This window comes from Streptomyces sp. APSN-46.1, from assembly GCF_022815725.1.
Classification (GTDB): Bacteria; Actinomycetota; Actinomycetes; order Streptomycetales; family Streptomycetaceae; genus Streptomyces.
The window spans coordinates 1-26,328 of the sequence record NZ_JALGRF010000005.1 but is presented as its reverse complement, the minus strand read 5'-3'; the positions used below and the strand labels follow the sequence as shown (position 1 = coordinate 26,328).

Here is a 26,328-nt window from a genome sequence, read left to right as displayed (position 1 = left end):
GCTGGCCAGGGCACCGGGTCGCTCACCCTATCCGCCCTTGTCGGCCGCAAACCATGCTGGTGACAAATTCCACTCCCCTTATATCAGGGCAAACCGTCTATTAAGGTCGGTTCGGTCACCGGCTTTTGAGATTGCTTTACCGGCAACCGGCGGTCCCCGCCGTGGTCCCCGTGAAGGTGGGGACGGGTGTGGGGGCGCGCCCGGTTCCCGCGGACGGCTCCTGGCCCGCCGCCGCGTCGGACGGAGGGGTCGGATTCGGCCGGCCGGGGGTCGGCGGCGTGGGGCTCGGGCTTGGCGGCGTCGGGCTCAGGCTCGGGCTCGGCGGCGTCGGGCTCGGGAGCGGGAGCGGGCTCGGCGGGGTCACCGTCAACGGCATGTCCATCCGCAGCTGCTGGAACAGCCGCTCGGCGTCCGGCTCCAGCAGCTCGTCCCGGTTGGGGTTCGCGGTGTACGGCCGGCGGGGCACGGTCAGGAACTTGACCTGGTCCGTGGGTATGTCCCGCACCCCCCGGACGAGTTCGTACAGCCCGCGCAGCGAGGCCAGCTCCGGGTCCGTGGTCACCGAGGACGTCGCCGCGTCCAGCAGCGGGTACAGCCGACCCGGGTTGAGCAAGACACCGTTGCTCTGCACCTTCTTGACGAGCGACCCGAGGAACTGCTGCTGCCGCTCCATCCGTTCGGTGTCGCTGCCGTTGCCCAGGCCGTAGCGGGCGCGGACGAAGCCGAGGGCCTGTTCGCCCTGGAGGGTCTGCCGGCCGGCGGGCAGCCGCAGCTTGGCCTCCGCGTCGTTCATCGGCTGCTTGATGCAGACCTCCACCCCGCCGATGGCGTCGACCATCTTCTTGAACCCGCCGAAATCCACCACCATGTGGTGGTCGATCCGGATCCCCGTGAGCTTCTCGACCGTACGGATCGTGCAGGCGGCCCCGCCCCACTGGAACGCCCAGTTGAACTGGCCGAACCGCTCGGCCGTCCGGCTGCCGTCCGGCTGGAGGCAGCTCGGGATGTCCGCCATCAGATCCCTGGGTATCGACACGGCCGTCGCGCTCTTCCGGTCCGCGGGCAGGTGCAGCAGGATCGCGGTGTCCGAGCGCTCGCTGCCGCCGTCCTGCCCGTACTTCCGGTTCTCGGCGCCGGAGCGCGAGTCCGAGCCGATGAGCAGGATGTTCTGGGCGCCGTCGGCGACGTGCGTGGGGCGGTCCCGCTCGTAGCGGCGCAGCTCGGCCGCCGCCGAGGTGTCCTCGGTGATGTTCCCGTCGAGCTTGCGGTAGATCCACCAGGCGGCGCCCGCCCCGGCGAGGACCAGCAGGACCATGGCGAACGCGATCCAGCGCAGCAGCCGGCGCCTGCGGTTCCGCGGAGGCTTCGAGGAGCCTCCGGCCGCTTCGGCTCCGCCCGGTATGCCAGCGCTGTCCCTCACTCGCTTGCCGTCCCCTCTTCCGTCCCCTCGCCGAGACCTTCGGCCGCCGTACGGGTGAGTACGGGCCTCTCGCCGATCGTGCCCCCGGGATGCCGCAGCGGCCCGGGGGCAGGCCCCTGGCTAGGGCCATGTGGGTGACAAATCGGGTGTTCCCGCCGTTGAGCGGTCCGGGTGACGGAGCGCTGGGCGGTATGGGTGACGGATCACTGGGCGTTCCGGGTGACGATCACTCGGCGTTCCGGGTGACAGAGCGCTGGGCGTTCCGGGTGACGCCCCGCCCCGTCCGTCCTAGGCGGTGTGGGTGACGCGCTCGCTCTCGATCCGCTGCGCCAGCCCGTCCGCCGACAGCTGGTCCAGGTGCCGGCACAGCACCACCGAACCGCCGGTGGCCAGCGCCGCGAACAGCCCGGCCGAGAGGCCCTCCCAGGTGTCGTACCCCAGCCCGGACAGCACCCGCGAGCCCTCGCCGAGGCCCCGCTTCGCCGCGTCCTCGCGGGCCCGCTCGACGATCCGTGCGTACGAGAGCTCCTCGCCGCCGACCACAAGCCCGGGGCCGTCCGCTTCGACCGGCGCGAAGGGGGCGAACCGGTCGCCCTGGCCCGGCACCTCCACCGCGTAGTCCGCGAACCCGGCGGGCGGCTGCGGGAACCGCCCGCCCAGCGGACGCAGCGCGAGCGCGACCCGCTCACCGGAACAGGCCGCGGCCTCGTCCAGCGAGTCCGGCCCGCTGACGACGAGGTCGGCGTCGGCCGGGTCCCCGCCCACCTCGGCGACGACCCCGACCGAGGCGCAGGCGAGCAGCCACACGGCACTCTGCCAGTGCGCGGGGAGCAGCAGCGCGAGCCGGTCGCCGGGCCCGGCGGCCAGGTCGCCCTGGAGCAGATTGGCGGTCTTGGCCACCCAATTGGCGAAGGTGGCGACGGACAATTCGACGCGCTCGCCCGTGGCGTCGTCGTAGAAGGTGACGAGGGGGCGGCCCGGATCGGCGGCGAGCGCGGATCGCAGCAGGTCGGCAGGGGTGCGGTCAGTGGCGTTCACCCGGCCCAGGTTACGCGGGACCGTCCCCCGTAAGGAGGGCCCGCGCTCCTCCGTACGGGGGAGGGGTACCGGGGTGGGAACCGGACGGATCGTCAGTTCTCGGATGGCGCGCCGCCGCGGGTGTGTTCAGCATGCTTTCATGCGTGGATTCCTTGCTTCCTCGATCGGCGTCGCGACGGCCGCCGCACTGGCGCTGCCGCTCGCGCTCTCCACTCCGGCCCTGGCCGCCCAGCCCACGGGCGCGGTCGCCCCCGTCAACCCCGCCGGGTCCACCCAGTCGCTGCCGCTGGTCCCCCTGGGGCCGTCGACGGACCGCAGCCCCGGCGTCCCCGGCATGAGCGCCTCGCCCCGACTGCCCGAGACACGGGGCCTGACGGCACGTGAGGTCACCACGTTCTCGCTGGTCGGCGTCGTCTGGGACGACGCGAGCGCCGAGCTCTTCGGCCACGTCCAGGTCCGTACGCGCTCCAAGCGGACGGCGACCTGGTCCGACTGGCAGGACGTCGAGACGCACAACAGCGAGCACGCCGCCGACCCCGACTCGGCGGAACGCGGCAGCGGCAAGGTCCGCGGCGCCACCGCCCCGCTGTGGGTCGGCGAGTCCGACGGCGTGGAGGTCCGCGTCCAGGCGGAACCGGGCACGGGCACCACGCGCGCGGCGAGCCGCCTGCCGCAGGGCATGCGGATCGAACTGGTCGACCCGGGCGTGTCCGGCTCCACCGCCCCGGGCGACGGCAAGAACGGCACCGACGACCCGGCGGGCGACGGCAAGGGCACGGTGGTGCCCGTCCCCGGCATGACGATGGAGACGGCCGAATCCTCCTCGGCCAACCTCCCGCACGCCCCGCTCGGCGCGAACGAGATCCCCGCGCTCAACAAGGCCGACTCCACGGCGGACGCCGTCTTCGCCAGCGAGGGCGCCCTCTCCGCGGCCGCCCGCCCGTTCATCGGCCCGCGCCCGCGGATCGTGACGCGCAAGGGGTGGGGCGCGGACGAGACCCTGCGGGAGAAGGGCTTCGTCTACACGAACACGGTCAAGGCGGCGTTCGTCCACCACACCGCCTCCGGCAACAACTACGCCTGCAAGGACGCCCCGGCGGTGATCCGCAGCCTGTACCGCTACCACGTGCTCAGCAGCGGCTGGCGCGACTTCGGCTACAACTTCGCCGTCGACAAGTGCGGCACGGTCTACGAGGGCCGCGCGGGCGGAGTCGCCAGGCCGGTGCTCGGCGCGCACACCATGGGGTTCAACACGGACAGCATGGGCATCGCGGTGCTCGGCACCTACACCACCTCGGCCCCACCGGCGGCGGCCGTGAAGGCGGTCGCGCAGGTCACGGCGTGGAAGCTCGGCCTCTTCGGCCGGGACCCGCGCGCGAGGACCATCCTGAAGTCGGGCGGCGGCAACCGCTTCCCCAAGGGCACCTACGTCGCGATGAACGTCATCGCGGGCCACCGGGACGGCTTCGCGACGGAATGCCCGGGCAAGAAGCTCTACGGCCAACTCCCTCCGACCCGCACCACATCCGCCACCCTCCAGGGCCGCTAGCCTGGCCGGCATGTGAGTGGGAGTCCCGCTGGGCAAAATCAGCCTCGCCGGCGAGGCTGAAGATGCCCGGCGGGGGCTGAAAGTGCGGGCTCGCGCCTCAAACGCCGGCGAGGCTGGAATGTGCCCGGCGGTGCCTCAAACGCCGGCGAGGCTGGGTGGCGGCAAGGGCATAGGCTCAAGGAATGGCCGGCCGCTTCGACCCCCGCATCCCGCTCACCCCCACCGCGGCCCGCGGCGGGCGGACCGACGTGCCCCCCGGGCGGGGCCGGGCGGCCGGGGGCGGGGCGAAGGACCGGGTGTGGGCGCCGGAGGGGGCCGTGGACCTCGGGCTCACGCTCGGGCCGCTGCGGCGCGGCCCCGCCGACCCCACCTTCCGCACCACCCCCGACGGCTCGGTCTGGAAGACCAGCCAGACCCCCGACGGCCCCGCCACCCTCCGCCTGGCCAAGGACGGCGCCGACATCCGCGCCGAGGCCTGGGGGCCCGGCGCCGACTGGGCCCTCGACAACCTCCCCGCACTCCTCGGCGCGGCCGACGACCCCGCCGCCTTCGTCCCCCGCCACCGCCTCGTCCACGCCAGTCACCGCCGCCGCCCGGGCCTGCGCCTCACCCGCACCGGACTCGTCGTGGAATCCCTGATCCCGACCGTCCTGGAACAGAAGGTCACCTCCGACGAGGCCTACCGCGCCTGGCGCCGCCTCGTACGGCAGTACGGCGAGCCCGCCCCCGGCCCGGCCCCGCAGGGCCTGTACGTGATGCCCACCGCCCGGGCCTGGGCCCTGATCCCGTCCTGGGACTGGCACAAGGCCGGCGTCGACTCCAAACGCTCCGCCACCATCGTCCGGGCCGCCCGCGTGGCGAACCGCCTGGAGGAGGCCGCCGCCATGGAGCTCGGGCAGGCCGCCGCCCGCCTGGAGGCCGTCCCCGGCATCGGCCCCTGGACCTCCGCCGAAACCCTCCAGCGCAGCAACGGCGCCGCCGACGCCGTCACCACCGGCGACCTCCACCTCCCCGGCATCGTCGGCTACGCCCTCGCCGGCGACCGCGACGCCGACGACGCGGCCATGCTGGAGCTCCTCGCCCCGTACGCCGGCCAGCGCCACCGCGCCGCCCGCCTCATCCTCCTCGCCGGCCACACGCCGCCCCGCCGCATGCCGGGCATGCCGCGCACCGACATCGGCCGGCTCTGAGTCACCGAGTCACGAGTCACCGCACGGTGAGGACTACCGCACCTCGATGAACGCCTCCGCCGACCGCGCCGGCCGCTCCCGCGGCGGCTCCGCGGCGCGCCCCACGGCCACCGCGCCCATCGGGTCCCAGTCGTCCGGAAGGCCCAGCACCTTCCGTACGACGTCCCGGCAGAACATCGTCGAGGACACCCACGCCGACCCCAGCCGCTCCCCGGCCAGCGCGACCAGGAAGTTCTGCACGCCCGCGCCCATCGAGACGACGAACATCTCCCGCTCGGCGGTGTCCCGCCGGGCGTGCCCGTAGTCGTGCGCCCCGTCCGTCACCAGGCACGGCACGACCAGGTACGGGGCCGCCCGCAGGAAGTCCCCGCGCCGTACCCGCTTGGCAATCGACTCCGGGGACTTGCCGTCCCGCCGCAGATCCTCGATCCACGCGTCCCGCATCGCGTCCAGCAGCTCCAGCCGGGCCGGGGCCGACTCCAGCAGCACGAACCGCCACGGCGTCGTGTGGTGCGGAGCCGGGGCCGTCACCGCCGCCGCCACCGCGCGCCGGACCGCGCCCGGGTCCACCGGGTCCGCCGTGAAGGCCCGCACCGTACGGCGCCCCGTCACGGCCTCCCGTACCGCCTCCGAGGTCCCCAGCCGGAACATGTCATCGGCCGGCGCGCGCACCAGGTCCCGTCCCGTGGACCCCTCGCCCAGGACGTGGGCCAGCCCGCGCACGACCGCCACCGGCAGCCCGGCCGCCTTGCCCTTGACGAGGTCGCCGGCCGCGGCCAGCTCGTCGGCCGTCGCCACCACCGTCGCGGTCAGCGGATTGCCGTGCGCGTCGGTGCCGCCGCGCAGGTCGTCCAGCACCCGTACGCCGGCGGCGCCGATGGCCACGTCGGTGAGCCCGGAGCGCCACGGCCGCCCGAAGGTGTCCGTCACCACCACGCCCACGTCCACCGAGAGCGCCGCCCGCAGCCCCTCGCGGATCGCGGCGGCCGAGGCGTCGGGGTCCTCGGGCAGCAGCAGCACCGTGCCGGGCTCGGTGTTGGAGGCGTCCACGCCGGCCGCCGCCATGACCAGTCCCCGCCGGTTCTCCACGATCCGCAGGGTGCCCCGGCGCGCGACCACCCGTACCGTCTCGGCGTCTATGGCGTCCTCGCGCGAATCCGCCCGGACGACGCGGCCCTCCGCCTTCGAGACGATCTTCGAGGTGACCAGCAGGACGTCCCCGTCGCGCAGGTCGGGCGCGGCCGCCGCGATCAGCGCCGCCAGGTCGTCCCCGGGCCGGACCTCCGGGATCCCGGAGACGGCCCACACCTCGTACGAGGGACCGTGCGCGGGAGGAACGTGAGCCGGAGGAACGTGCGCGGCGGTCACCGCGAGGCCTCCGCCAGCTCCAGCGCCGCCCGGGCCATCTCCGCCGTGGCCGCCAGGTCGGTCATCATCAGGGGCACCGCCCGGCAGGTGATCCCGGCGGCCTCCACCCGCGCGACCGCGTCCGCGTCGGCGGTGTCCACCAGCCAGCCGTCCAGCAACTCGGTCCCGTAGTGCAGGGCGACCGCCGCGGCGGTGGTCTCCACGCCGACCGCCGCCAGCACCTTGTCCGCCATCCCGCGCACCGGCGCGCCCCCGACGATGGGGGACAGGCCGATCACGGGCGCCTCGGCGGCGGCCACCGCCTCCCGGATCCCGGGAACGGAGAGGATCGTCCCCACCGAGACCACCGGGTTGGACGGCGGGAAGAGGATGACGTCGGCGGCCGCGATGGCCTCCAGCACGCCGGGCGCGGGCTTGGCCTGCTCGGCCCCGACGGGGACGATGGCCTCCGCGTCCACCGAGGCGCGCAGCCGGACCCAGTACTCCTGGAAGTGGATGACGCGACGCTCTCCCGTGCCCGCTTCGGTGATCGCGACGTGGGTCTCGACCCGGTCGTCGGACATGGGCAGCAGCCGGACCCCGGGCTGCCAGCGGTCGCAGAGCGCCTCGGTGACGGCGCTGAGCGGGTAGCCCGCGCCGAGCATCTGCGTACGGACGATGTGGGTCGCGAAGTCGCGGTCGCCGAGGCCGAACCAGGTGGGTCCGACCCCGTACGCCGCGAGTTCCTCCTTGACGGTGAAGGACTCGTCGGTGCGGCCCCAGCCCTGGTCCTCGTTGATGCCACCGCCGAGGGTGTACATCACCGTGTCCAGATCGGGGCACACCTTCAGCCCGAACAGGTGAATGTCGTCACCGGTGTTGCCGATGACCGTGATGTCCGCCTCGGGGACCGCCGACTTGAGTCCGCGGAGGAAACGGGCGCCGCCGATACCGCCGGCCAGAACAACAATGCGCATGGACGGCAGTCTGTCAGGCGCCCGACGGTCAGACGGAGAGGGCCTCCGGCCGGGCCGGGGAGCAGTTGTGCATCGGCATCTCGGTGAGGCCGGGGAAGTAGACGTGCAGGCTGACCGCTCCGTCGAGGGTGTCGTTGACGACCTCGTGGGCGTAGCCGGGGGCGAGGACGCGCTGCGCGCCGGCGCCGAGGGCGAGCGGGCCGCGCGGGCCGTGCTCGGTGAGTTCCCCGTCGAGGACGGTCAGGACGCCGGAGGAGGCGCCGTGGTCGTGCAGGCCGCTGCCCTGGCCGGGGACCCAGCTGAGCAGCCAGACCTCGTAGCCGGGGCCGGTGCGCAGCCGGTGGTACCAGCGGGTGGTGGCGTCGTACTCGACCAGGTGCTCCCAGCTCGCGCGGTCCGCGGCGATGGAGCGGGCGAGGCCGACGAACTCGGCGACGGTGGCCGGGTGCTCGCGGGCGGGCTGGAGGAGGTGCTGGACGGAGAGGATGTCGCCGGCGATCTGGAGGTCGCTCTCGACGGAGACCGGGGCGGCGAGCGGGGTGCTGTTCATCGTGGGGGTTCCTCGACGGATGTCAGTCGTGCTGGCGGTTGCTGTCGGGGTGGTGGCCGGAGCTCACGGGAGCCGAGGCTCCGGAGGCATCAACAGCCGCAACAGCAACAGCGAACCTGGGCAGCCCACAGGAACCCACGAATGGGGGTCCGGGTGGCGGCTGCGGTCACTGACATGCAGACAAGGAGAACGGGCCCGGGGTCGGGCTGTCAACCCAATGTCTGGTTTGGGGCAAAAGTTTCACCTCATCCGGTTACTGCGCACGGAGAAAGGTTTGTGCACTCCACGCCAGGGGATGTGGCGCTCCACAGCACGCTTCGCGCCTGCCCGTGCAGCGCTAAACCTGCCGATGCCACCTCGTGACCAGAATGTGATCTGCGCCGCATGTTCGGCCGGATCGCAACCCCCGCCACAGGGTGACGCGTCGAGTACCGACGTGGGCGGGCGCGGTGGGGCCGTGCTTTGTGTCACGATTTTTGGCGATATGAACACTTTCTGTATAGCCTTGGTTCCGCAGAGTGAATAAGGGGCCCAATAGCAGATCTCGGCTTGACTGCGCTGGAGCCACCCACTTGTAATTTCACTCGTGTCGTTACATATCGATCAGTAACGGCAACGACGGGGACGCACAGACAGAGCGAGGGGCGCACATGACCGAGCTGTTTCAGGAACTGCTGGTCGAGGAAGCGGACGAGGAGCTCGGATGGCAGGAGCGGGCCCTCTGCGCCCAGACCGACCCCGAGTCCTTCTTTCCCGAGAAGGGCGGCTCCACCCGCGAGGCCAAGAAGGTCTGCCTCGCCTGCGAAGTCCGCTCCGAATGCCTTGAATACGCCCTCGCCAACGACGAGCGATTCGGAATCTGGGGCGGCCTGTCCGAGCGCGAGCGCCGGCGCCTGAAAAAGGCCGCGGTCTGAGACGGCCCCAGCGCCGCCCGACCGGCGCCCACGGCATAGCGGAGCAACCCGCAGAGCAAAACGAGGACAACGAGCAGAGCACAACGAGCAGGGCAAACGGTCCGCCTCCCGCACCTTCCCCGCAGGAGGCGGACCGCTGTGTTCCCAGCCGTTAGTGTGGGGCGCTGTCCAGCAGCCTCCGAGGGCCCACCACCCCCGGACCTCCCGGCCGGAGGGCCCGTACCGCGATGTCCCCGTACAGTCAGTCGACGGCCTCCCACCAGGCTGCCGCCACACCCGAGTTCCCCCGGCACGTCGTCACCGCCGTCCTCGTCGCCCACGACGGCGCCCGCTGGCTGCCCCAAACGCTCGCCGGCCTCCTCGGCCAGGAACGCCCCGCTCAGAACCACATCGCCGCCGACACCGGCAGCGCCGACGACTCCGCCCGGCTGATCGGCGAGGCCCTCGGCCACGACCGCGTCCTCCACCTCGCCCGCCGCACCGGATTCGGCGCCGCCGTCGAGGAAGCGGCCCGCACCGCCGCCACCCTGACCCCCGAGGACCTCCCGTACCTCAAGCGCCCCAGCGGCTGGGACCCCGTCAGCCGCACCTGGCGCGACGACGCGTACGACCTCCCCGAGCTCCCGTACGGCGAACCCGTCCAGTGGCTCTGGCTGCTCCACGACGACTGCGCCCCCGAGCCCGACGCCCTCACCGAACTCCTGCGCGTCGCCGACGAGAACCCCGACGCCGCCGTCATCGGCCCCAAGCTGCGCGGCTGGTACGACAAGAGGCAGCTCCTCGAAGCCGGCGTCACCATCGCCCGCAGCGGCCGCCGCTGGACCGGCCTCGACCGCCGCGAACAGGACCAGGGCCAGCACGACCAGGTCCGCCCCGTCCTCTCCGTCTCCACCGCCGGCATGCTCGTGCGCCGCGACGTCTACGAGGCCCTCGGCGGCTTCGACCGCCGCCTCCCCCTCATGCGCGACGACGTGGACCTGTGCTGGCGCGCCCAGCGCGCCGGCCACACCGTCCTCGTCGCCCCCGACGCCGTCCTGCGGCACGCCGAGGCCTCCGCACGCGAACGCCGTACCGTCGACTGCGCCGGCCGCGGCTCCGCCAGCCCGCACCGCGTCGACAAGGCCGGCGCCGTCTACACGATGCTGGCCAACAGCTCCGGCCGCGCCCTGCCGTACGTCCTGCTGCGCCTCGTCGTCGGCACCGTGCTCCGCACCCTCGCCTACCTCGTCGGCAAGGCCCCCGGCCAGGCCGTCGACGAGTTCACCGGCCTCCTCGCCACCCTGCTCCGCCCCGGCCGGATCCTCGGCGCCCGCCGCGCCCGGGGCCGCGCCGCCGTTCCCGCCAAGGAGCTGCGCCCGCTCTTCCCGCCGCCCGGCGCCACCCTGCGCGCCAACGCCGAACAGCTCGCCGGGTACGTCGGCGGCGACCGCGTCACCGAGACCGCCGCCGCCGGCCGACACGGCGGAGCCGTCGAATCCGGTCCCGGCGGCGAGGACGCCGACTACCTCGACATCGAGCAGTTCGGACGCCTCAAACGGATCGCCCGCAATCCCGCGCCCGTCCTCTTCGCCGTCCTCCTGCTCGTCTCCCTCGCCGCCTGCCGGGCCCTGCTCTTCGGCGGCACCCTGATGGGCGGCGCCCTGCTGCCCGCCCCCGACAACGGGCTCGACCTCTGGCGCGGCTACACCGGCGACTGGCAGGCCGTCGGCACCGGCTCCACCGCCGGCGCACCCCCGTACCTCGCCGTCCTCGGCGCCTTCTCGACCCTGCTGTTCGGCTCCACCCAGTACGCCCTGACCCTGCTGCTCGTCTGCTCGGTGCCGCTCGCCGGACTCACCGCCTACTTCGCCTCCCGGCCCCTCGTCGAGTCCCGGCTGCTGCGCGCCTGGGCCGCCGTCGCCTATGCCTTCCTCCCCGCCGTGACCGGCGCCCTCGCCGGGGGCCGCCTCGGCACTGCGGTCCTCGCGATCCTGCTCCCGCTCATCGCCCGCGCCGCCGTCGCCGCGTTCGGGTTCGGCGCAGCCGACGGGGCCCCCGACAAGCGGGGCAGCTGGCGCGCGGTGTGGACGTACACCCTGCTGCTGACCCTGGCCACCGCCTTCACCCCCGTCGTATGGCCGCTGGCCGCCGCCCTCGGCGCCGCCGCGCTGGTACGGCACCGGGCGCGCTGGAAGACGTACGCCCCGCGGCTCCTCGCCACCCTCGCCGTACCGCTCCTCGCGCTCGCCCCCTGGTCCCTGGGCCTGCTCACGCACCCCGGCCGCTTCCTGCGCGAGGCCGGCCTCCCCTACGGAGCCGGCTCGGCCGGCGCCCTGGACCTGCTCGGGATCAGCCCCGGCGGCCCCCGGACCGCCGGCGGCCTGCTGCTGATCGGCATCGTGCTCGCCGCCCTGGCCGCCCTGCTCCGCGCCGACCGGCAGTTCGCCATCCGCACCGCCTGGGCCGCCGCCCTGGCCGCCCTGCTCCTCGCCGTCCTCGTCAACCGCACCGGCTGGGCCGGCCCCGCCACCCTCGTCTACGGACTGGCCCTGCTCGCCGCCGCCGTGCTCGGCGCGGACGGCGCCAAGGAGCGGGTCGCCGCCAGCAGCTTCGGCTGGCGCCAGCCGCTGGCCGCCCTCATCGCGCTCGGCGCCGCCGTCGGCCCGCTGCTCGGCGCGGCCGGCTGGATCGTCAGTGGCGCCGACGGGCCGCTGGAGCGGCGCGATCCCGTCCAGGTCCCGGCGTTCGTCGCCGAAGAGAGCGGCGACCGCAACCAGAACCGCACCCTGATCCTCGGCGGCGACTCGCCCACCACCGTCACCTACACCCTCGTCCGCGGCTCCGGCGTCCGCCTCGGCGACGCCGAGATCGCCGCCGAGTCCGGCAGCGCGACCCGCCTCGACAAGGCCGTCTCCGGCCTGGTCTCGGGCTCCGGGGCCGACCAGTCCGACCAGCTCGGCGGCTTCGCCATCCGCTACGTCATGATCCGCGCCGGCGCCCAGGAGCAGGTGCGCCGCACCCTCGACGCCACCCCGGGCCTGACCCGCCGCCACCAGCCCGACGGCACCGCCCTGTGGGCCGTCGATCCGCCGCTGCCCCGCGCCGTGATCCTCTCCGGCCAGGAGGGCCAGGCTCCGATCCCCGTCGCCTCCGGGCCCGTGGAGGCCCACACCAAGATCGAGGCGGGCGAGGCGGGCCGGGTCCTGCGCATCGCCGACCGCGCCGACGCCGGCTGGAAGGCCACCCTCGACGGCAAGGCGCTCAAGCCGAAGACGGTGGACGGCTGGGCCCAGGGCTTCGACCTGCCCGCGGGCGGCGGCCGGCTCGACCTCATCCACGAGGACTCCTTCAGCCGGACCGCCTGGCACTGGGCGCAGGGCGCGCTCGCGCTGGTGCTGCTGGTGATGGCGCTGCCCGGCCGCCGGGCCCGGCTCGACGACGACCTGCCGGAGGAGGAGGCCGCCGTCCCGGCCCAGCCCGGCCCCGGCGAGGCCGGCGAGGGCCGCCGCGCCCGCCGGCTGCGCGCCGAGGCGGAGACCGCGGCCGCGCCGACCCCCGTGGAGGCGGCCGCCGCCGCCGATCCGTACGCGGAGATCCCGGCGCAGCCGGCGTACGGGGAGGACGCGTACGCGTACCAGGCGTACGCGGACCCGTCGCAGCAGCCCCAGCAGTACCTCCAGGCCCCGGCCCCGGCCCCGGCCCCGCAGTACGGCGGGCAGTACGAGCAGTACCCCCAGCAACAGGGCTACGACCAGCAGCAGTACCCGTACCCGTACGAGCAGTACGACCCCCACCACCCCCACCACCCCCACGACCCCCACGCACAGCACCAGCCGCGTCCGGACGGGAGCCCCCAGCAGTGAAGCAGCGCGCACCCCTGACGCTGGCGGCCGTGGCCGCGGCGCTCGCCGCCGTCACCGGCATCGCCTCCCTCACCGGACCCGCCGCCCCGGCCGCCGACGGCAAGAAGACGGCGGCGGCCCGGATGCCGGTGGAGCGGTCCGCCCTGGTCTGCCCGGCGCCCAGCACCTCGGACATCGCCGACACCGCGTACACCTCGTACACCCCGGCCGCGGCCGCCGGCGCGAAGGGCGACGGCAAGGGCGCGGCCCGGCTGCTCGGCGCGACCAAGGACGCCAAGGCGGTACTGGAACCCAAGGAGCCCGGCAAGCCGGTCGGCGCCACCTCCTCCGGCTCCGAGGCACCCGCGCTGACCGGCATCGCCGAGGGAGCCCTCGCCCCGGGCTGGACGGTCCAGCAGACCACCAAGGTCTCGGTCGGCCGGGCGCGCGGCGTCCTCGGCATCGGCTGTACGGCCCCCGGCACCGACTTCTGGTTCCCCGCCGTCGCCACCGCCAAGGGCCGTGAGGACTACCTCCACTTGACCAACCCGGACGACACGGCGGCCGAGGTGGACGTGAAGCTCTTCGGACCGGAGGGCGCCGTCACGTCCGAGTCCGGCCGCGACCGGATCACCATCGCCCCGAAGTCGAGCCAGAAGCTTCTGCTGTCCACGCTCGTGCCGGAGGCCCAGCTCGCGGACGTCACCGCGCACGTGACGACCCGTTCCGGCCGGGTCGGCGCCGCGGTGCAGGTCGCCGAGGACGGGGTCGGCACCGACTGGCTGCCCGCCTCCACCGATCCGGCGGGCTCGCTCGTGCTCCCCGGCATCCCGGCGGACGCCACCTCCGTACGGCTGGTCGCGTTCGCGCCCGGTGAGGAGGACGCCGACCTGTCGGTCCGGCTGGCCGGGCCGGGCGGCGCGATCAGCCCGGCGGGCAACGAGGCGCTGCACCTCAAGGCGGGCATGACGGCGAGCCTCGACCTCAAGGACGTGACCCGGGGCGAGGCCGGCTCGCTGGTGCTCACCCCGGCGGACGCGAAGAAGTCCGTACCGGTCGTCGCCGCGCTACGGGTGGTCCGTGGCAGCGGAGCCAAGCAGGAACTGGGCTTCATCCCGGCCACCGGGCCGGTCGGGGCGCGGGCCACCGTCGCCGACAACCGGACCGGCGAGAACGCGACGGTGCTGTACCTGAGCGCGCCGGGCAAGGCCGACGCGAAGGTCCGGGTGACGGCCTCGCCGGGCACCGAGGGCGGCGAGCCGGAGACCAAGGAGTTCGAGGTCAAGGCGGGCACCACCCTGCCGGTGTCCCCGCCGCCGGCCCCCTCGGGCGGTAAGGGCGCGTACGCCCTGACCGTCGAAACCCTCTCCGGGGGCCCGGTCCACGCCTCGCGAACCTTGACGCTCCCGCACGAGGGCATCCCGATGTTCACGGTCCAGCCCCTGACGGACGACCACTCCACGGTCCTCGTCCCCAAGGCCCTCCAGGACCTCTCGACCGCCACCCGCTGACTTCAGCCCCGCCGGGCACCACCTCAGCCTCGCCGGCGAGGCTGGGTGTGCCCGGCCAGGGCAAGGGCCTCAGTCCTGGCCGTACCGGGGGTCCACCGTCTCCGGTGACAGACCCAGCAGCTCCGCCACCTGTTCCACCACGATCTCGTGCACCAGCAGGGCCTTCTCGTCCCGCGACTTGGTCCGGATGTCCACCGGCCTGCGGAACACCACGATCCGGGCCGGGCGCCCGTCCCGGGCCTCCACCAGCCCCCCCAACGGCACCGCCTCGTCGTTCCAGCCGCCGTCCGGCCCGCCGGGCGGACCGGGGACGTCCGCGACGACGAACTCCACCTCGGCCAGCTGCGGCCAGCGCCGCTCCAGCCGCTCCACGGAATCCCGTACGAGGTCCCCGAACAGCTCCGCCCGGCTCGCCGACAGCGGCACCTGAGGCGGCGCCACCGGCCCCCGCATCCCGCGCCCGTGCCGGTCCCGCCGGCGCGGCCGCGGCTCGTCGGGGGCACCGGGCCCACCGGGCCCGCCGGGTTGAACAGGTCCGGCAGATCCGGCAGATCCGGCAGAACCGGCAGAACCGGCGGGGCTGGGAGGCAGAGGGCTGTCCGTCACCCCCGCAGGGTAGCCCTCACCAGGCACCTCCGCCCCGCCTCCGCCCCGCCCGCGGCCCGCCGCCACAGCCGGGACATTCCGGCCACGGACCCCCGCCTTTCCGGCCCCCGTGGCCGAGTTGACCCCACGACACGGGCGAGCGACCTGGGGGAGAGTCGTCGCGGCCCGGTCAAGAGTGCGGTACCGTCCAACGTCGTGAGCCTTGTACGTCGCTGTTCGCGCACCGCGTGCGGCCGCCCTGCCGTCGCAACACTGACGTACGTCTACGCCGATTCGACCGCAGTTCTCGGCCCGCTCGCCACCTACGCCGAACCCCACTGCTACGACCTGTGCGCCGAGCACTCCGAGCGCCTGACCGCCCCGCGCGGCTGGGACGTCGTACGTCTGTCCGACGGTTCCGCGCCGTCCCGCCCGAGCGGTGACGACCTCGAAGCCCTGGCCAACGCCGTCCGCGAGGCGGCCCGCCCGCACGACCGCGCCGCCGGGGCCGGGGCCGGCGGAAGCGGCCCGGGCGGCACCACCGGCAACGGCCCCGCCACCGGACAGGCCCGTCGCGGACACCTGCGCGTCCTCCGTTCGCCAGATTCCTGACACCCGTTCATCTGAATAACGGCACCCCCTGCACGGTAGGTTTGCTCCAGCGCACAGGACCTTCAGGAGGGCAGGCAGTGGCCGCAGATCTTTCGAACATCGTCAAGGCATACGACGTACGCGGCGTCGTACCGGATGAGTGGGACGAGTCCCTGGCCGAGCTGTTCGGCGCTGCGTTCGTCGAGGTCACCGGAGCCGCGGCGATCGTCGTCGGTCACGACATGCGCCCCTCCTCGCCCGCCCTGTCCGGGGCCTTCGCGCGCGGCGCCGCCGCCCGCGGGGTGGACGTCACCCTCATCGGGCTGTGCTCCACGGACCAGCTGTACTACGCCTCCGGGTCGATGAACCTGCCCGGCGCGATGTTCACGGCCTCGCACAACCCCGCCCAGTACAACGGCATCAAGCTCTGCCGCGCCGGCGCGGCCCCCGTGGGCCAGGACACCGGCCTCGCCACCATCCGCGAGCTCGCCGAGAAGTGGACGGACGAGGGCGCCCCGGCCGTCCCCGCGGGCACCGTCCCCGGCACCATCACCGAGCGGGACACCCTCACCGGCTACGCCGAGCACCTCAAGGGCCTCGTCGACCTCACCGGCATCCGCCCCCTCAAGGTCGTCGTCGACGCGGGCAACGGCATGGGCGGCCACACCGTCCCCACCGTCTTCGCGGGCCTCCCGCTGGACCTCGTCCCCATGTACTTCGAGCTCGACGGGACCTTCCCGAACCACGAGGCCAACCCCCTCGACCCGAAGAACATCGTCGACCTCCAGGCCCGCGTGAAGGCCGAGGGCGCCGACCTCGGTCTCGCCTTCGACGGAGACGCCGACCGCTGCTTCGTCGTCGACGAGCGCGGCGAGGGCGTCTCCCCGTCCGCGATCACGGCCCTCGTCGCGGCCCGCGAGCTCGCGCGCAACGGCGGCACCGGCACGGTGATCCACAACCTGATCACCTCCTGGTCCGTCCCGGAGGTCGTCCGCGAGAACGGCGGCACCCCCGTCCGCACCCGCGTCGGCCACTCCTTCATCAAGGAGGAGATGGCCAAGTCCGGCGCCATCTTCGGCGGCGAGCACTCCGCGCACTACTACTTCAAGGACTTCTGGAACGCGGACACCGGCATGCTCGCCGCGCTCCATGTCCTCGCCGCCCTCGGCGGCCAGGCGGGCCCGCTCTCCGAGCTCGTCGCCTCCTACGACCGGTACGCCGGCTCCGGCGAGATCAACTCCACCGTCGCCGACCAGACGGGCCGCCTCGCCGCGGTGAAGGAGGCGTACGCCTCCCAGGAAGGCGTCACCCTCGACGAGCTGGACGGCCTGACCGTGACCGCCGCGGACTGGTGGTTCAACCTGCGCCCCTCCAATACCGAGCCGCTGCTCCGCCTCAACGTCGAGGCCCGCGACCAGGCCACGCTCGCCAAGATCAAGGACGAGGTCCTCGCGCTCGTCCGCGCCTGACACCGCCCGCGCCGGGCCGCGCGGCGTGCGGCCCGGCGGTACGCTGACCTCGCCCAATCCGCATGTTTGAAGGGAAGCTCAATGCCGCTCGAAGCCGGTCTTCTGGAGATCCTCGCCTGCCCCGCCTGCCACGCGCCCCTTGAGGACAAGTCGGCGGACGAAGCGGCACCCGAGCTGATCTGCACCGGCCAGGACTGCGGCCTCGCCTACCCCGTCCGCGACGGCATCCCCGTTCTCCTCGTGGACGAGGCCCGCCGCCCGGCGTAAGGCCCCGCAGAAGCCGAGACCGGTTCCGTCCCCGTCCCCCTGGGTCCGTCACCAACACTGCCGGAGGCCGCCATGCTCGACGAGTCGCTCCTCGACGCACCGGAGGATCTCGCCCGCGCCGACCGTCGCGGCCTGCTCCGCGGCGCCGCCGAGGCCGGGGCCAGAGTACGCACCGCCGCCCGGCACGCGACCGAGGCCGGACTCGCCGACCTGCACCCCGACGGCAGACCCCGCGCCGTGCTCATCGCCGGGCCCGGGACGGCCGCCACCGGCGTCGCCGACCTGCTCGGCGCCCTCGCCGGGGCCTCCGCCCCGGTGACCCGGCTGCACCCGACCGGCGTGGCCCACGCCGCCGGGGCGCTGCGCTGGGCGCTGCCCGGCTGGGCCGGACCGGTGGACCTGCTGCTCATCGCCACCACCGACGGCACCGAACCCGGCCTCGCCCTCCTCGCCGAGCAGGCCTACCGGCGCGGCTGCGCCGTCGTCGCCGTCGCGCCCGAGCGATCGCCCCTGAGCGAGGCGGTGGACGGCGCGCACGGGGTCCTCGTACCGATGGCCAAGGCCCCGTACCAGGAGTACGACGAGTCCGCCGCGGCCGGACCCGGCGCCCTGTGGGCCCTGCTGACGCCGCTGCTGGTCCTCCTCGACAAGGTCGGGCTGATCACCGCGGCCCCCGACACCCTCCAGCGCGTCGCCGACCGGCTCGACCGCACCGCCGAGCGCTGCGGGCCCGCCATCGCCACGTACTCCAACCCGGCCAAGACGCTCGCCGCCGAGCTCGCCGACTCCCTCCCGCTCATCTGGAGCGAGGGCGCCGGAGCGGGCCCGGCCGGCCGCCGATTCGCCGCCACCCTCGCCGAGCTCGCAGGCCGCCCCGCGCTGGCCGCCGAACTGCCCGAGGCGCTCCCCGCCCACGGGGTCCTGCTCGCCGGCTCCCTCGCCGCGGGCGCCGACCCCGACGACTTCTTCCGCGACCGGGTGGAGGAGCCGCAGGCCCTCCGCGCCCGCGTCGTCCTGCTGCGCGACCAGCCGACCGGCGGTCTCACCGCCGCCCCGGCGGCGCGCGAGCTCGCCCTCAGCCACGACACGGCCATCAGCGAACTCGAACCGGAGGAGGGCGGGGAGCTGGAGCAGCTCGCCGAACTCCTCGCCGTCACGGATTTCGCCACCGCCTACCTGGCGCTGGCGTCGAGGGGAAACGGCTAGGGGATCGCCCCTGGACGCCGTGGACCCGGCCCTTCATCCAGGAAGATGACGATGGACCGCCTGACGAACACGATCCGCCCCTACGCCTGGGGCTCCCCCACCGCGATCCCCGAACTCCTCGGGACGGAGCCCAGCGGTGAGCCCCAGGCCGAGATGTGGATGGGCGCCCATCCCGGAGCCCCTTCCCGCCTCGACCGCGGGGCCGGCGAGATCACCCTCGCGGAGGTCATCGCCGCCGACCCCGAGGGCGAACTCGGCACGGCGGCCGTCGCGAAGTTCGGCCCCCGACTGCCCTTCCTCCTCAAGCTCCTCGCCGCCGGCGCCCCACTGTCCCTCCAGGTCCACCCCGACCTGGCCCAGGCCAAGGAGGGCTTCGCCGACGAGGAGCGCCGCGGCGTCCCGATCGACGCCGCTCACCGCAACTACAAGGACCCCAACCACAAGCCCGAGCTGATCTGCGCGCTCACCCCGTTCAGCGGACTGTGCGGATTCCGGGCCCCGCTGGAGAGCGCCGAGCTCCTCGACGGCCTCGGTGTCGACTCGCTCAAGCCCTACGTGGACCTCCTGCACGCCCACCCCGAGGAGGCGGCCCTGCGGGAGATGTTCACCGCCGTACTGACCGCCGACCGCGCGGAGATGGCCCGTACGGTCCACGAGGCCGCGGCCGCCGCCGAGCGCCTCGCGGGCCCGTACGAGCCGTATGCCTCGCTCGTCCACGAGTACCCGGGCGACCCGGGCGTCATCGCGGCCATGCTGCTCAACCACGTCGAACTCCAGCCCGGCGAGGCCATGTTCCTCGGCGCCGGGGTGCCGCACGCCTACCTCGACGGCCTCGGCGTGGAGCTGCTGGCCAACTCCGACAACGTGCTGCGCGCCGGCCTCACCCCCAAGCACGTGGACGTGCCGGAACTGCTGAAGATCGTGAAGTTCGAGCCCGGCGACCCGGCCGTCCTGCGCCCCGAGGGCGACGGCGAGGAGGTCTACGAGTCCCCCATCGACGAGTTCCGGCTCTCCCGGTTCCTCCTCGCCCCCGGCGGCGCCCCCCGCCCCCTGCCCTCCGGCGCCCCGCAGATCCTGCTGTGCACCGCGGGCCGTCCGAAGGCCGGCGAAGTGACGCTGTCCCCGGGCCGGTCCGTCTTCGTACCGGCGTCCGAAAAGACCGAACTATCCGGGGTGGGTACGGTTTTCCGTGCCACTGTGGTGGTCTGACGCGCGCCGTCCCTACCAGCGGCTGCAACAATGTGCGCCCGTAGCGCGGCGCTCCGGCATGGGTCGCCGTACCGAGGAAGGGACATCCAGCACCCATGAGCGCGTCGGGCGGTACCAGGGCGATCGTGGCGGCACTCGCCGCCAATCTCGCCATCGCTGTAGCCAAGTTCGTGGCATTCGTCTTCAGCGGCTCGTCGTCGATGCTCGCCGAGAGCGTCCACTCACTGGCGGACTCCGGAAACCAGGGCCTGCTGCTCCTGGGCGGGAAGAAGGCCCAGCGCGAGGCCACACCCCAACACCCCTTCGGGTACGGGCGGGAACGCTACATCTACGCCTTCCTCGTCTCCATCGTGCTCTTCACCGTCGGCGGCATGTTCGCCATCTACGAGGGCTACGAGAAGGTCAAGAATCCGCACCCGATCGAAGCCTGGTACTGGCCGATCGGCGTGCTCCTCTTCGCGATCATCGCGGAGAGCTTCTCCTTCCGCACGGCGATCAAGGAGTCGAACGAGATCCGCGGCTCGCTGTCCTGGCCCCAGTTCATCAAGCGCGCCAAGGCCCCCGAGCTGCCCGTGGTGCTCCTGGAGGACCTCGGCGCGCTCGTCGGCCTCGTCCTCGCCCTCGGCGGCGTCGGCATCGCGCTGATCACCGGCAACGGCGTCTGGGACGGCATCGGCACCCTCTGCATCGGCACCCTGCTGCTCGTCATCGCCGTCGTCCTCGCCGCCGAGACCAAGTCCCTGCTGCTGGGCGAGGCGGCGGGCCCCGAGGACGTCGAGAAGATCATGGCCGCCGCCGTCGACGGGGACACCGTCACCCGCGTGATCCACATGCGCACGCTGCACCTCGGCCCGGAGGAACTGCTGGTCGCCGCCAAGATCGCCGTCCAGCACGACAACACCGCCACCGAGGTGGCCGACGCCATCAACGCCGCCGAGGCCCGCATCCGCGAGGCGGTCCCGATCGCCCGCGTGATCTACCTCGAACCGGACATCTACAAGGCCGAGGCCGCCAAGGGCTGACACCCCACCGTCCGGCCACGGACGTGCGAAGGCCCCCGCGACGCGAACGCGCCGCGGGGGCCTTCGCGTTACGCGCGACGCACCCGCCTCGCACGCCCCCGCACCACGAGGGCCGCGACGCCCAGAGCGCCGCCGACGAGGAACACGACGATCCCCAGGACGCCCGCCGCGCCGGCCGCCAGGAAGCCCACGGGCGTCGCGGTCGCCCTCCCCCGCACCGCCGAGATGGGCAGGGTCCCGTCGTGGTCGGAGATCCGCAGGTGCGAGTCGAAGGAGTTCTCGCGGTTGTCGCCCATCACGAACATCCGTCCCTCGGGCACGGTCACGTCGAAGGCGGCCACCGCCGGCCGGGCCCGGTCCTTCAGATACGGCTCGACGAGCGGCTCACCGTTGAGCGTCAGCGTGGGATCGCCGGGCTCGTACGAGATCCGGTCGCCGCCGAGGGCCACCACCCGCTTCAGGATGTCCGCCTCCGGAATCCAGGTCGGAGCCGAGATGAGGGCGATGTCCCCACGCCGGACCTCCTTCCCGGCGGCGACCGTGAAGTAGGCCGTGTCCCCGAGCCGGTACGTCGGGTCCATCGAATCGGACGGGATGGAGCGGGACACGTACCCGTCCCCGAAGAGGACGCCCACCCCCAACGCCACGGCGAGGGTCAGCACCGCGCCGGCCACCAGCAGCACCAGCGCCCCGATTCCGAGTCTCCGCCCCGGCATGCGCTCCATCTTCCGTCCCCTCCCGGCCGTACGTGCGTGCGCGCATCGTATGGGTCGTGACGGCCGCCGGTGGCCGGATTCCGCGCGTGCGGTCCCCAACCCACTGGGGCGCGCGGCGCTGATCGGTGTAGATTCTCAGGCAGTGTCAGGCGTCGCTGCTGATGGCGGTCGGGCGGTCCTCGTGACCGGCCGAGGGGAGAGAGGGCCCCCGACGGACTGTGCTCGGTGCACCGCCCTGCTCAGGCACGGCCGGTGCGCGGCCCAGCCGTACCCACCCTCTCGAACCATGAGGAGCAGCACCCATGGACTTCAAGGTCGCCGACCTTTCCCTTGCCGCCTTCGGCCGCAAGGAGATCACCCTGGCCGAGCACGAGATGCCGGGACTGATGTCGATCCGCCGCGAGTACGCGGCCACGCAGCCGCTGGCCGGCGCCCGGATCACCGGCTCCCTGCACATGACCGTGCAGACGGCCGTGCTCATCGAGACCCTCGTCGCCCTCGGCGCCGACGTCCGCTGGGCCTCCTGCAACATCTTCTCCACCCAGGACCACGCGGCCGCCGCCATCGCCGTCGGCCCGAACGGCACCCCGGAGAACCCGCAGGGCATCCCCGTCTTCGCCTGGAAGGGCGAGACGCTGGAGGAGTACTGGTGGTGCACGGAGCAGGCGCTGACCTGGCCGAACACCCCCACCTGCGGCCCGAACATGATCCTCGACGACGGTGGCGACGCCACCCTCCTCGTCCACAAGGGCGTCGAGTTCGAGAAGGCCGGCGAGGCCCCGGACCCGTCCACGGCGGACTCCGAGGAGTACGCGTACATCCTCACCCTGCTCAACCGCACCCTCGGCGAGACCCCGCAGAAGTGGACGCAGCTCGCGTCCGAGATCCGCGGCGTGACCGAGGAGACCACCACCGGTGTGCACCGTCTCTACGAGATGATGCAGTCCGGTGACCTGCTCTTCCCGGCGATCAACGTGAACGACGCCGTCACCAAGTCGAAGTTCGACAACAAGTACGGCTGCCGCCACTCCCTGATCGACGGCATCAACCGCGCCACCGACGTCCTCATCGGCGGCAAGGTCGCGGTCGTCTGCGGCTACGGCGACGTCGGCAAGGGCTGCGCCGAGTCGCTGCGCGGCCAGGGCGCGCGCGTCATCGTCACCGAGATCGACCCGATCTGCGCCCTTCAGGCGGCGATGGACGGCTACCAGGTCGCCACGCTGGACGACGTGGTGGAGATCGCGGACATCTTCATCACGACCACGGGCAACAAGGACATCATCATGGCCTCGGACATGGCCAAGATGAAGCACCAGGCGATCGTGGGCAACATCGGCCACTTCGACAACGAGATCGACATGGCGGGCCTGGCGAAGATCGAGGGCATCGTCAAGGACGAGGTCAAGCCGCAGGTCCACACCTGGAAGTTCCCCGACGGCAAGGTCCTGATCGTGCTCTCCGAGGGCCGTCTGCTGAACCTGGGCAACGCGACCGGCCACCCGTCGTTCGTGATGTCGAACTCCTTCGCGGACCAGACCCTGGCCCAGATCGAGCTGTTCACCAAGCCCGAGGAGTACCCGACCGGCGTCTACGTGCTGCCCAAGCACCTCGACGAGAAGGTCGCGCGCCTCCACCTCGACGCCCTCGGCGTCAAGCTCACCACCCTGCGTCCCGAGCAGGCCGACTACATCGGCGTCAAGGTCGAGGGCCCGTACAAGCCGGACCACTACCGCTACTGATCCCGACTACTGATCCCGACGCGGCAGTAGCGGCAGCACGTCACGCAGGCCCCCGGCGGAGAAAGCCGGGGGCCTGCCCCGTACCCACCCAAGGACCGACACGATGCCCCGCGGCCGCTACTCGCTCCACGACCCGCACGACCACACCCCGCTCGGCGAGGAACACTTCCACTGCGCCCCCGGCCCCTCCGGCTGGCGCTACGTCGCCCAGCTCACCGGCCCGGGCGGCGACCACCGCGGCTCCCTCGACCTGGCCATCGACGAACTCGGCCGCCCCATCCGCCTGGAGGCCAACGCCGCGAGCTGGCAGGTCCGCGGCGCCGCCATCGACGGCGTCACCTGGGTCCGCACCGACCCCACCGGAGCCGAGGCCACCGAAGGCAACGTCCAGGCCCCCGGCTTCACCGGCACCTCCCCGGCCTTCCTCGTCGCCACGTCCCGCCTGCTGCGCCTGACCCCCGGCGCCCCCGCCACCCGGGTCCGGCTGGTCGCCCTCACCGACCCGGTGCTCGCACCCCGTACGGTCGACCAGGCCTGGGCCCTCGTGAAGCGCGAGGAACACCCCACGGACAGCGGTCCGCTCCTGGTGGACGAGTATCGGATCAGCGCCCTGGACACCGGTGAGGTCCACACCGTCCACATCGCCGGAGACGTGGTTCTCTCCGCGCCCGGCATCGAGCTCGAACACCTGGAGACGCCGCCCTCGACCTTCGAGGAGTGACGCTCAGGCCGGCGGCGCGAACCCGGTACCGCGCGCCGGCTGTACGGGAGCCGCGGGGGATACGGGAGCTACGGGAGCCGCGGGCGGCATGACCGGAGCCACCGGCGGCGCGACGGGCGGCACGAGCGGCGGCATCACCGGCGGCGTCACCACGGGCGCCGCGGCCGGGGGAGCGGCGGCAGCGGCGGCCCGCTGCCCGCCGAACGCCCGCGCCGCGTCCCGCGACTGCCGCTCGTGCACCACCGCCATCAGGAACGCGGCAGCCGGCACCCCCGCCGGCGGCTGCGCGCCCGTACGGGCCACCAGCTCGTCCGCCAGCTTCGCCGCCATCGCCGTACCCACCGCCGGGTCGAGCTGGTTCATCCGCGTCAGGTACTGCCGTATCGCCAGCCACAGCCCGTCCGGCACCGCCGACAGGTCCAGCCCCGTGAACCGCCCGGCCAGCCACGGCGGCGGCGGAGGCACCGGCATCACCCGCGCCCCCGGCACCCGCTCCCGGACCACCAGCGTCCCGGCGAACACATCGCCGAGCCGCCGCCCCCGCTCCGACACCAGCGAGGCGATGCACGCCACCGTCCCCAAGGTCCCCAGCAGCTCCACGACCCCCATGGCCCCGCGCACCAGCGCGTGCCGGAACCGGATCGGACCGCCGTCCTCCCGCACCACCCGCAGCCCGCACGCCAGCTTGCCCAGCGACCGCCCGTGGCTCAGCGTCTCCACCGCGATCGGCACGCCGACCAGCACCAGAAGGAAGCTCGCTAGGGTCACGGCCGCGTTCGCGGCCGCGTCGAGCGAGGCTGTCGCGTAGAGCAGCCCGATCGAGACGAGCAGGTAGCCGGTGAGGTACACCGCGAGGTCGAGGCTGAACGCGAGCGCCCGGCTCGGCAGCCTCGCCGGCCGCAAACCCAGGACGACCGCGTCCCCCGTCACCAGATCGCTCACCGCTGCGCACCTTTCACTGACCTGCCCCGCCCCTGTGGCGTCCAGTCTGCCAAGCTGACCACAGCAGGAGTAGGCCGAAGCAGGGACCTGGGGCAGGGGAGCGGTAACCAGCATGGATCTCGACGTCTTCGTTTCGGCCCACCGGCAGGAATGGGACCGGCTGGAGCAGCTCCTGGGCCGCGGCCGCCGTCTGACCGGCGCCGAAGCCGACGAACTCGTCTCGCTCTACCAGCGCACCTCCACCCACCTCTCGCTCATCCAGTCGAGCGCCCCGGATCCCATGCTCACGGGCCGCCTGACCCAGCTCGTCGCCCGCGCCCGCGCCACCGTCACGGGCGTCCGCCGGGCCGGCTGGCGCGACGCGGCCCGCTTCTTCACCGCCGGCTTCCCCGCCGCCGTGTACCGCAGCCGCCGCTGGTGGATACCGACGGCGCTGCTCTCCGTGGCGATCGGCGTGCTGATCGGCTGGTGGATAGCCGCGCACCCCGAGGTCCAGGCGGCCATCGCGGCCCCCGAAGAGCTGAAACAGCTCACGAAGCCGGGCGGCCAGTACGAGACGTACTACTCCAGTCACCCGGCGGCCTCCTTCGCCGCCCAGGTCTGGACGAACAATGCCCAGGCCGCCGCGATGTGCCTGGTCCTGGGCGCGTTCCTGGGCCTGCCGGTGCTCTGGATCCTCTTCCTGAACATGGCGAACCTCGGAGTCGGCATCGGCCTGATGGCCTCGGCCGGCCGCCTCGACGTGTTCCTCGGCCTGATCCTCCCGCACGGGCTGCTCGAACTGACGGTCGTCTTCGTCGCCGCGGGCACGGGCTTGCGCCTGGGCTGGACGGTCATCGACCCGGGCCCCCGCACCCGCCGCGCGGCCCTCGCGGAACAGGGACGGGCCGCGCTCGGCATGGCGATCGGCCTCGCGGTGGTCCTCTTCGTATCCGGCCTGATCGAAGGCTTCGTCACCCCCTCCGGCCTGCCCACCTGGGCCCGTATCGCCATCGGCATCGCCGCCGAGGCCGCGTTCCTCGCGTACGTCTACATCCTGGGCGGCCGGGCCTCCCGCGCCGGCGAGGTGGGCGACGTGGAGGCCGCCGACCAGACGGCGGCCCTGCCCACCGCGGCCTGATGTGCGTCCGACCCCCCGGAGCTGCTAGTCTCCTCGTCGTCCCGCAAAGACTGTTGACACGGTCGGCGTGGGGAGGTAGATTTAGACAGTTGCGCGTGCTGGACAAGCTCGCCCACGATGGTTTAAAATCTCTCTCGTCCGCAGGAATTGAATTCCAAGCGGGCACAACCGACTCCTCATCCAGGAATCCGAAGCCGGGAAATCCGGTGGAAAACTTCTGATAGAGTCGGAATCGCCGGAAAGGGAAAGCGTGAAAGCGAAGAACCTGGAAAGCGAGCGGGACTGACTCTGATAGAGTCGGAAACGCAAGAACAGAACGAAAGCCCGGAGGAAAGCCCCAGTAAGTATTACTGAGGGTGAGTACAAAGGAAGCGTCCGTTCCTTGAGAACTCAACAGCGTGCCAAAAATCAACGCCAGAAGTTG

Annotated in this window: 22 protein-coding genes; 14 read left to right on the top strand and 8 right to left on the bottom strand. The window is 73.1% G+C overall.

The genetic code is table 11. The annotated features are described in order from the left end of the window. Positions 1-136: 136 nt before the first annotated feature. Positions 137-1,420, bottom strand: coding sequence for an LCP family protein (locus tag MTF65_RS16410; RefSeq protein ID WP_243629449.1), 1,284 nt, complete (start codon positions 1,418-1,420; stop codon positions 137-139). A 288-nt stretch (positions 1,421-1,708) separates the two neighbouring features. Next, positions 1,709-2,458, bottom strand: coding sequence for a TIGR03089 family protein (locus MTF65_RS16405; RefSeq protein WP_243629448.1), 750 nt, complete (start codon positions 2,456-2,458; stop codon positions 1,709-1,711). A 139-nt stretch (positions 2,459-2,597) separates the two neighbouring features. Here MTF65_RS16405 and MTF65_RS16400 point away from each other — a divergent pair, with 139 nt between their 5' ends. After that, positions 2,598-4,007 (top strand): peptidoglycan recognition protein, encoded by a 1,410-nt coding sequence (locus MTF65_RS16400; protein ID WP_243629447.1) that lies wholly within the window; start codon positions 2,598-2,600, stop codon positions 4,005-4,007. Positions 4,008-4,189: 182 nt separating this feature from the next. Continuing rightward, positions 4,190-5,197 (top strand): DNA-3-methyladenine glycosylase, encoded by a 1,008-nt coding sequence (locus tag MTF65_RS16395; RefSeq protein ID WP_243629446.1) that lies wholly within the window; start codon positions 4,190-4,192, stop codon positions 5,195-5,197. A 33-nt stretch (positions 5,198-5,230) separates the two neighbouring features. Here MTF65_RS16395 and MTF65_RS16390 read toward each other — a convergent pair whose 3' ends face one another. The 3 genes from MTF65_RS16390 to MTF65_RS16380 are packed head-to-tail and all read right to left on the bottom strand — an operon-like array spanning position 5,231 to position 8,071. Further along, complete coding sequence (locus tag MTF65_RS16390; RefSeq protein WP_243629445.1) at positions 5,231-6,565, bottom strand: coenzyme F420-0:L-glutamate ligase; 1,335 nt, start codon at positions 6,563-6,565, stop codon at positions 5,231-5,233. Then, complete coding sequence (gene cofD, locus MTF65_RS16385) at positions 6,562-7,521, bottom strand: 2-phospho-L-lactate transferase (protein WP_243629444.1); 960 nt, start codon at positions 7,519-7,521, stop codon at positions 6,562-6,564. The genes MTF65_RS16390 and cofD overlap by 4 nt, the downstream gene beginning before the upstream one ends. 28 nt (positions 7,522-7,549) lie before the next feature. Further along, positions 7,550-8,071 carry a cysteine dioxygenase family protein gene (locus MTF65_RS16380; protein ID WP_243629443.1) on the bottom strand — a complete coding sequence of 174 codons (522 nt, stop codon included), beginning with the start codon at positions 8,069-8,071 and terminating at the stop codon, positions 7,550-7,552. Positions 8,072-8,721: 650 nt separating this feature from the next. Between MTF65_RS16380 and MTF65_RS16375 the strand changes: the two genes are divergently transcribed. The 3 genes from MTF65_RS16375 to MTF65_RS16365 all read left to right on the top strand — a co-directional run bounded on the left by MTF65_RS16375 (position 8,722) and on the right by MTF65_RS16365 (position 14,317). Further along, a complete protein-coding gene (locus MTF65_RS16375; protein WP_003983763.1) occupies positions 8,722-8,985 on the top strand; it encodes a WhiB family transcriptional regulator in 264 nt (87 codons plus the stop codon). Between the two features lie 227 nt (positions 8,986-9,212). Beyond that, positions 9,213-12,827: a glycosyltransferase family 2 protein gene (locus tag MTF65_RS16370; protein ID WP_243629442.1), complete on the top strand. Its 3,615-nt coding sequence runs from the start codon at positions 9,213-9,215 to the stop codon at positions 12,825-12,827. Next, on the top strand, positions 12,824-14,317 hold the full coding sequence (locus MTF65_RS16365) for a DUF5719 family protein (protein WP_243629441.1): 1,494 nt from the start codon (positions 12,824-12,826) through the stop codon (positions 14,315-14,317). The genes MTF65_RS16370 and MTF65_RS16365 overlap by 4 nt, the downstream gene beginning before the upstream one ends. 69 nt (positions 14,318-14,386) lie before the next feature. On the opposite strand, the gene MTF65_RS16360 is transcribed toward MTF65_RS16365, so the two are convergent. Beyond that, positions 14,387-14,770: a metallopeptidase family protein gene (locus tag MTF65_RS16360; RefSeq protein ID WP_243629440.1), complete on the bottom strand. Its 384-nt coding sequence runs from the start codon at positions 14,768-14,770 to the stop codon at positions 14,387-14,389. Positions 14,771-15,067: 297 nt separating this feature from the next. On the opposite strand from MTF65_RS16360, the gene MTF65_RS16355 reads away from it, so the two are divergent. The 6 genes from MTF65_RS16355 to MTF65_RS16330 all read left to right on the top strand — a co-directional run bounded on the left by MTF65_RS16355 (position 15,068) and on the right by MTF65_RS16330 (position 20,666). Beyond that, a complete protein-coding gene (locus MTF65_RS16355; protein WP_243629720.1) occupies positions 15,068-15,514 on the top strand; it encodes a DUF3499 domain-containing protein in 447 nt (148 codons plus the stop codon). A gap of 77 nt (positions 15,515-15,591) precedes the next feature. Then, positions 15,592-16,962, top strand: coding sequence for a phosphomannomutase/phosphoglucomutase (locus MTF65_RS16350; RefSeq protein ID WP_243629439.1), 1,371 nt, complete (start codon positions 15,592-15,594; stop codon positions 16,960-16,962). 81 nt (positions 16,963-17,043) lie between these two features. Then, entirely contained in the window at positions 17,044-17,229 is a 186-nt protein-coding gene (locus tag MTF65_RS16345) for a Trm112 family protein (RefSeq protein ID WP_243629438.1), read from the top strand. A gap of 72 nt (positions 17,230-17,301) precedes the next feature. Further along, on the top strand, positions 17,302-18,435 hold the full coding sequence (locus MTF65_RS16340; protein ID WP_243629437.1) for an SIS domain-containing protein: 1,134 nt from the start codon (positions 17,302-17,304) through the stop codon (positions 18,433-18,435). A gap of 51 nt (positions 18,436-18,486) precedes the next feature. After that, complete coding sequence (gene manA / locus MTF65_RS16335; RefSeq protein WP_243629436.1) at positions 18,487-19,644, top strand: mannose-6-phosphate isomerase, class I; 1,158 nt, start codon at positions 18,487-18,489, stop codon at positions 19,642-19,644. A 95-nt stretch (positions 19,645-19,739) separates the two neighbouring features. Beyond that, positions 19,740-20,666 (top strand): cation diffusion facilitator family transporter, encoded by a 927-nt coding sequence (locus MTF65_RS16330; protein WP_243629435.1) that lies wholly within the window; start codon positions 19,740-19,742, stop codon positions 20,664-20,666. 68 nt (positions 20,667-20,734) lie between these two features. Here the strand turns inward: MTF65_RS16330 and lepB are convergent, their stop codons facing one another. Further along, a complete protein-coding gene (gene lepB / locus MTF65_RS16325; RefSeq protein ID WP_243629434.1) occupies positions 20,735-21,382 on the bottom strand; it encodes a signal peptidase I in 648 nt (215 codons plus the stop codon). Between the two features lie 302 nt (positions 21,383-21,684). On the opposite strand from lepB, the gene ahcY reads away from it, so the two are divergent. Next, positions 21,685-23,121: an adenosylhomocysteinase gene (ahcY, locus tag MTF65_RS16320; protein WP_243629433.1), complete on the top strand. Its 1,437-nt coding sequence runs from the start codon at positions 21,685-21,687 to the stop codon at positions 23,119-23,121. Positions 23,122-23,224: 103 nt separating this feature from the next. After that, positions 23,225-23,842 (top strand): hypothetical protein, encoded by a 618-nt coding sequence (locus MTF65_RS16315; RefSeq protein WP_243629432.1) that lies wholly within the window; start codon positions 23,225-23,227, stop codon positions 23,840-23,842. Between the two features lie 3 nt (positions 23,843-23,845). Here the strand turns inward: MTF65_RS16315 and MTF65_RS16310 are convergent, their stop codons facing one another. After that, on the bottom strand, positions 23,846-24,784 hold the full coding sequence (locus MTF65_RS16310) for an RDD family protein (RefSeq protein ID WP_243629431.1): 939 nt from the start codon (positions 24,782-24,784) through the stop codon (positions 23,846-23,848). 112 nt (positions 24,785-24,896) lie between these two features. Here MTF65_RS16310 and MTF65_RS16305 point away from each other — a divergent pair, with 112 nt between their 5' ends. Continuing rightward, positions 24,897-25,904 carry a stage II sporulation protein M gene (locus tag MTF65_RS16305; RefSeq protein WP_243629430.1) on the top strand — a complete coding sequence of 336 codons (1,008 nt, stop codon included), beginning with the start codon at positions 24,897-24,899 and terminating at the stop codon, positions 25,902-25,904. Positions 25,905-26,328: the final 424 nt, after the last annotated feature.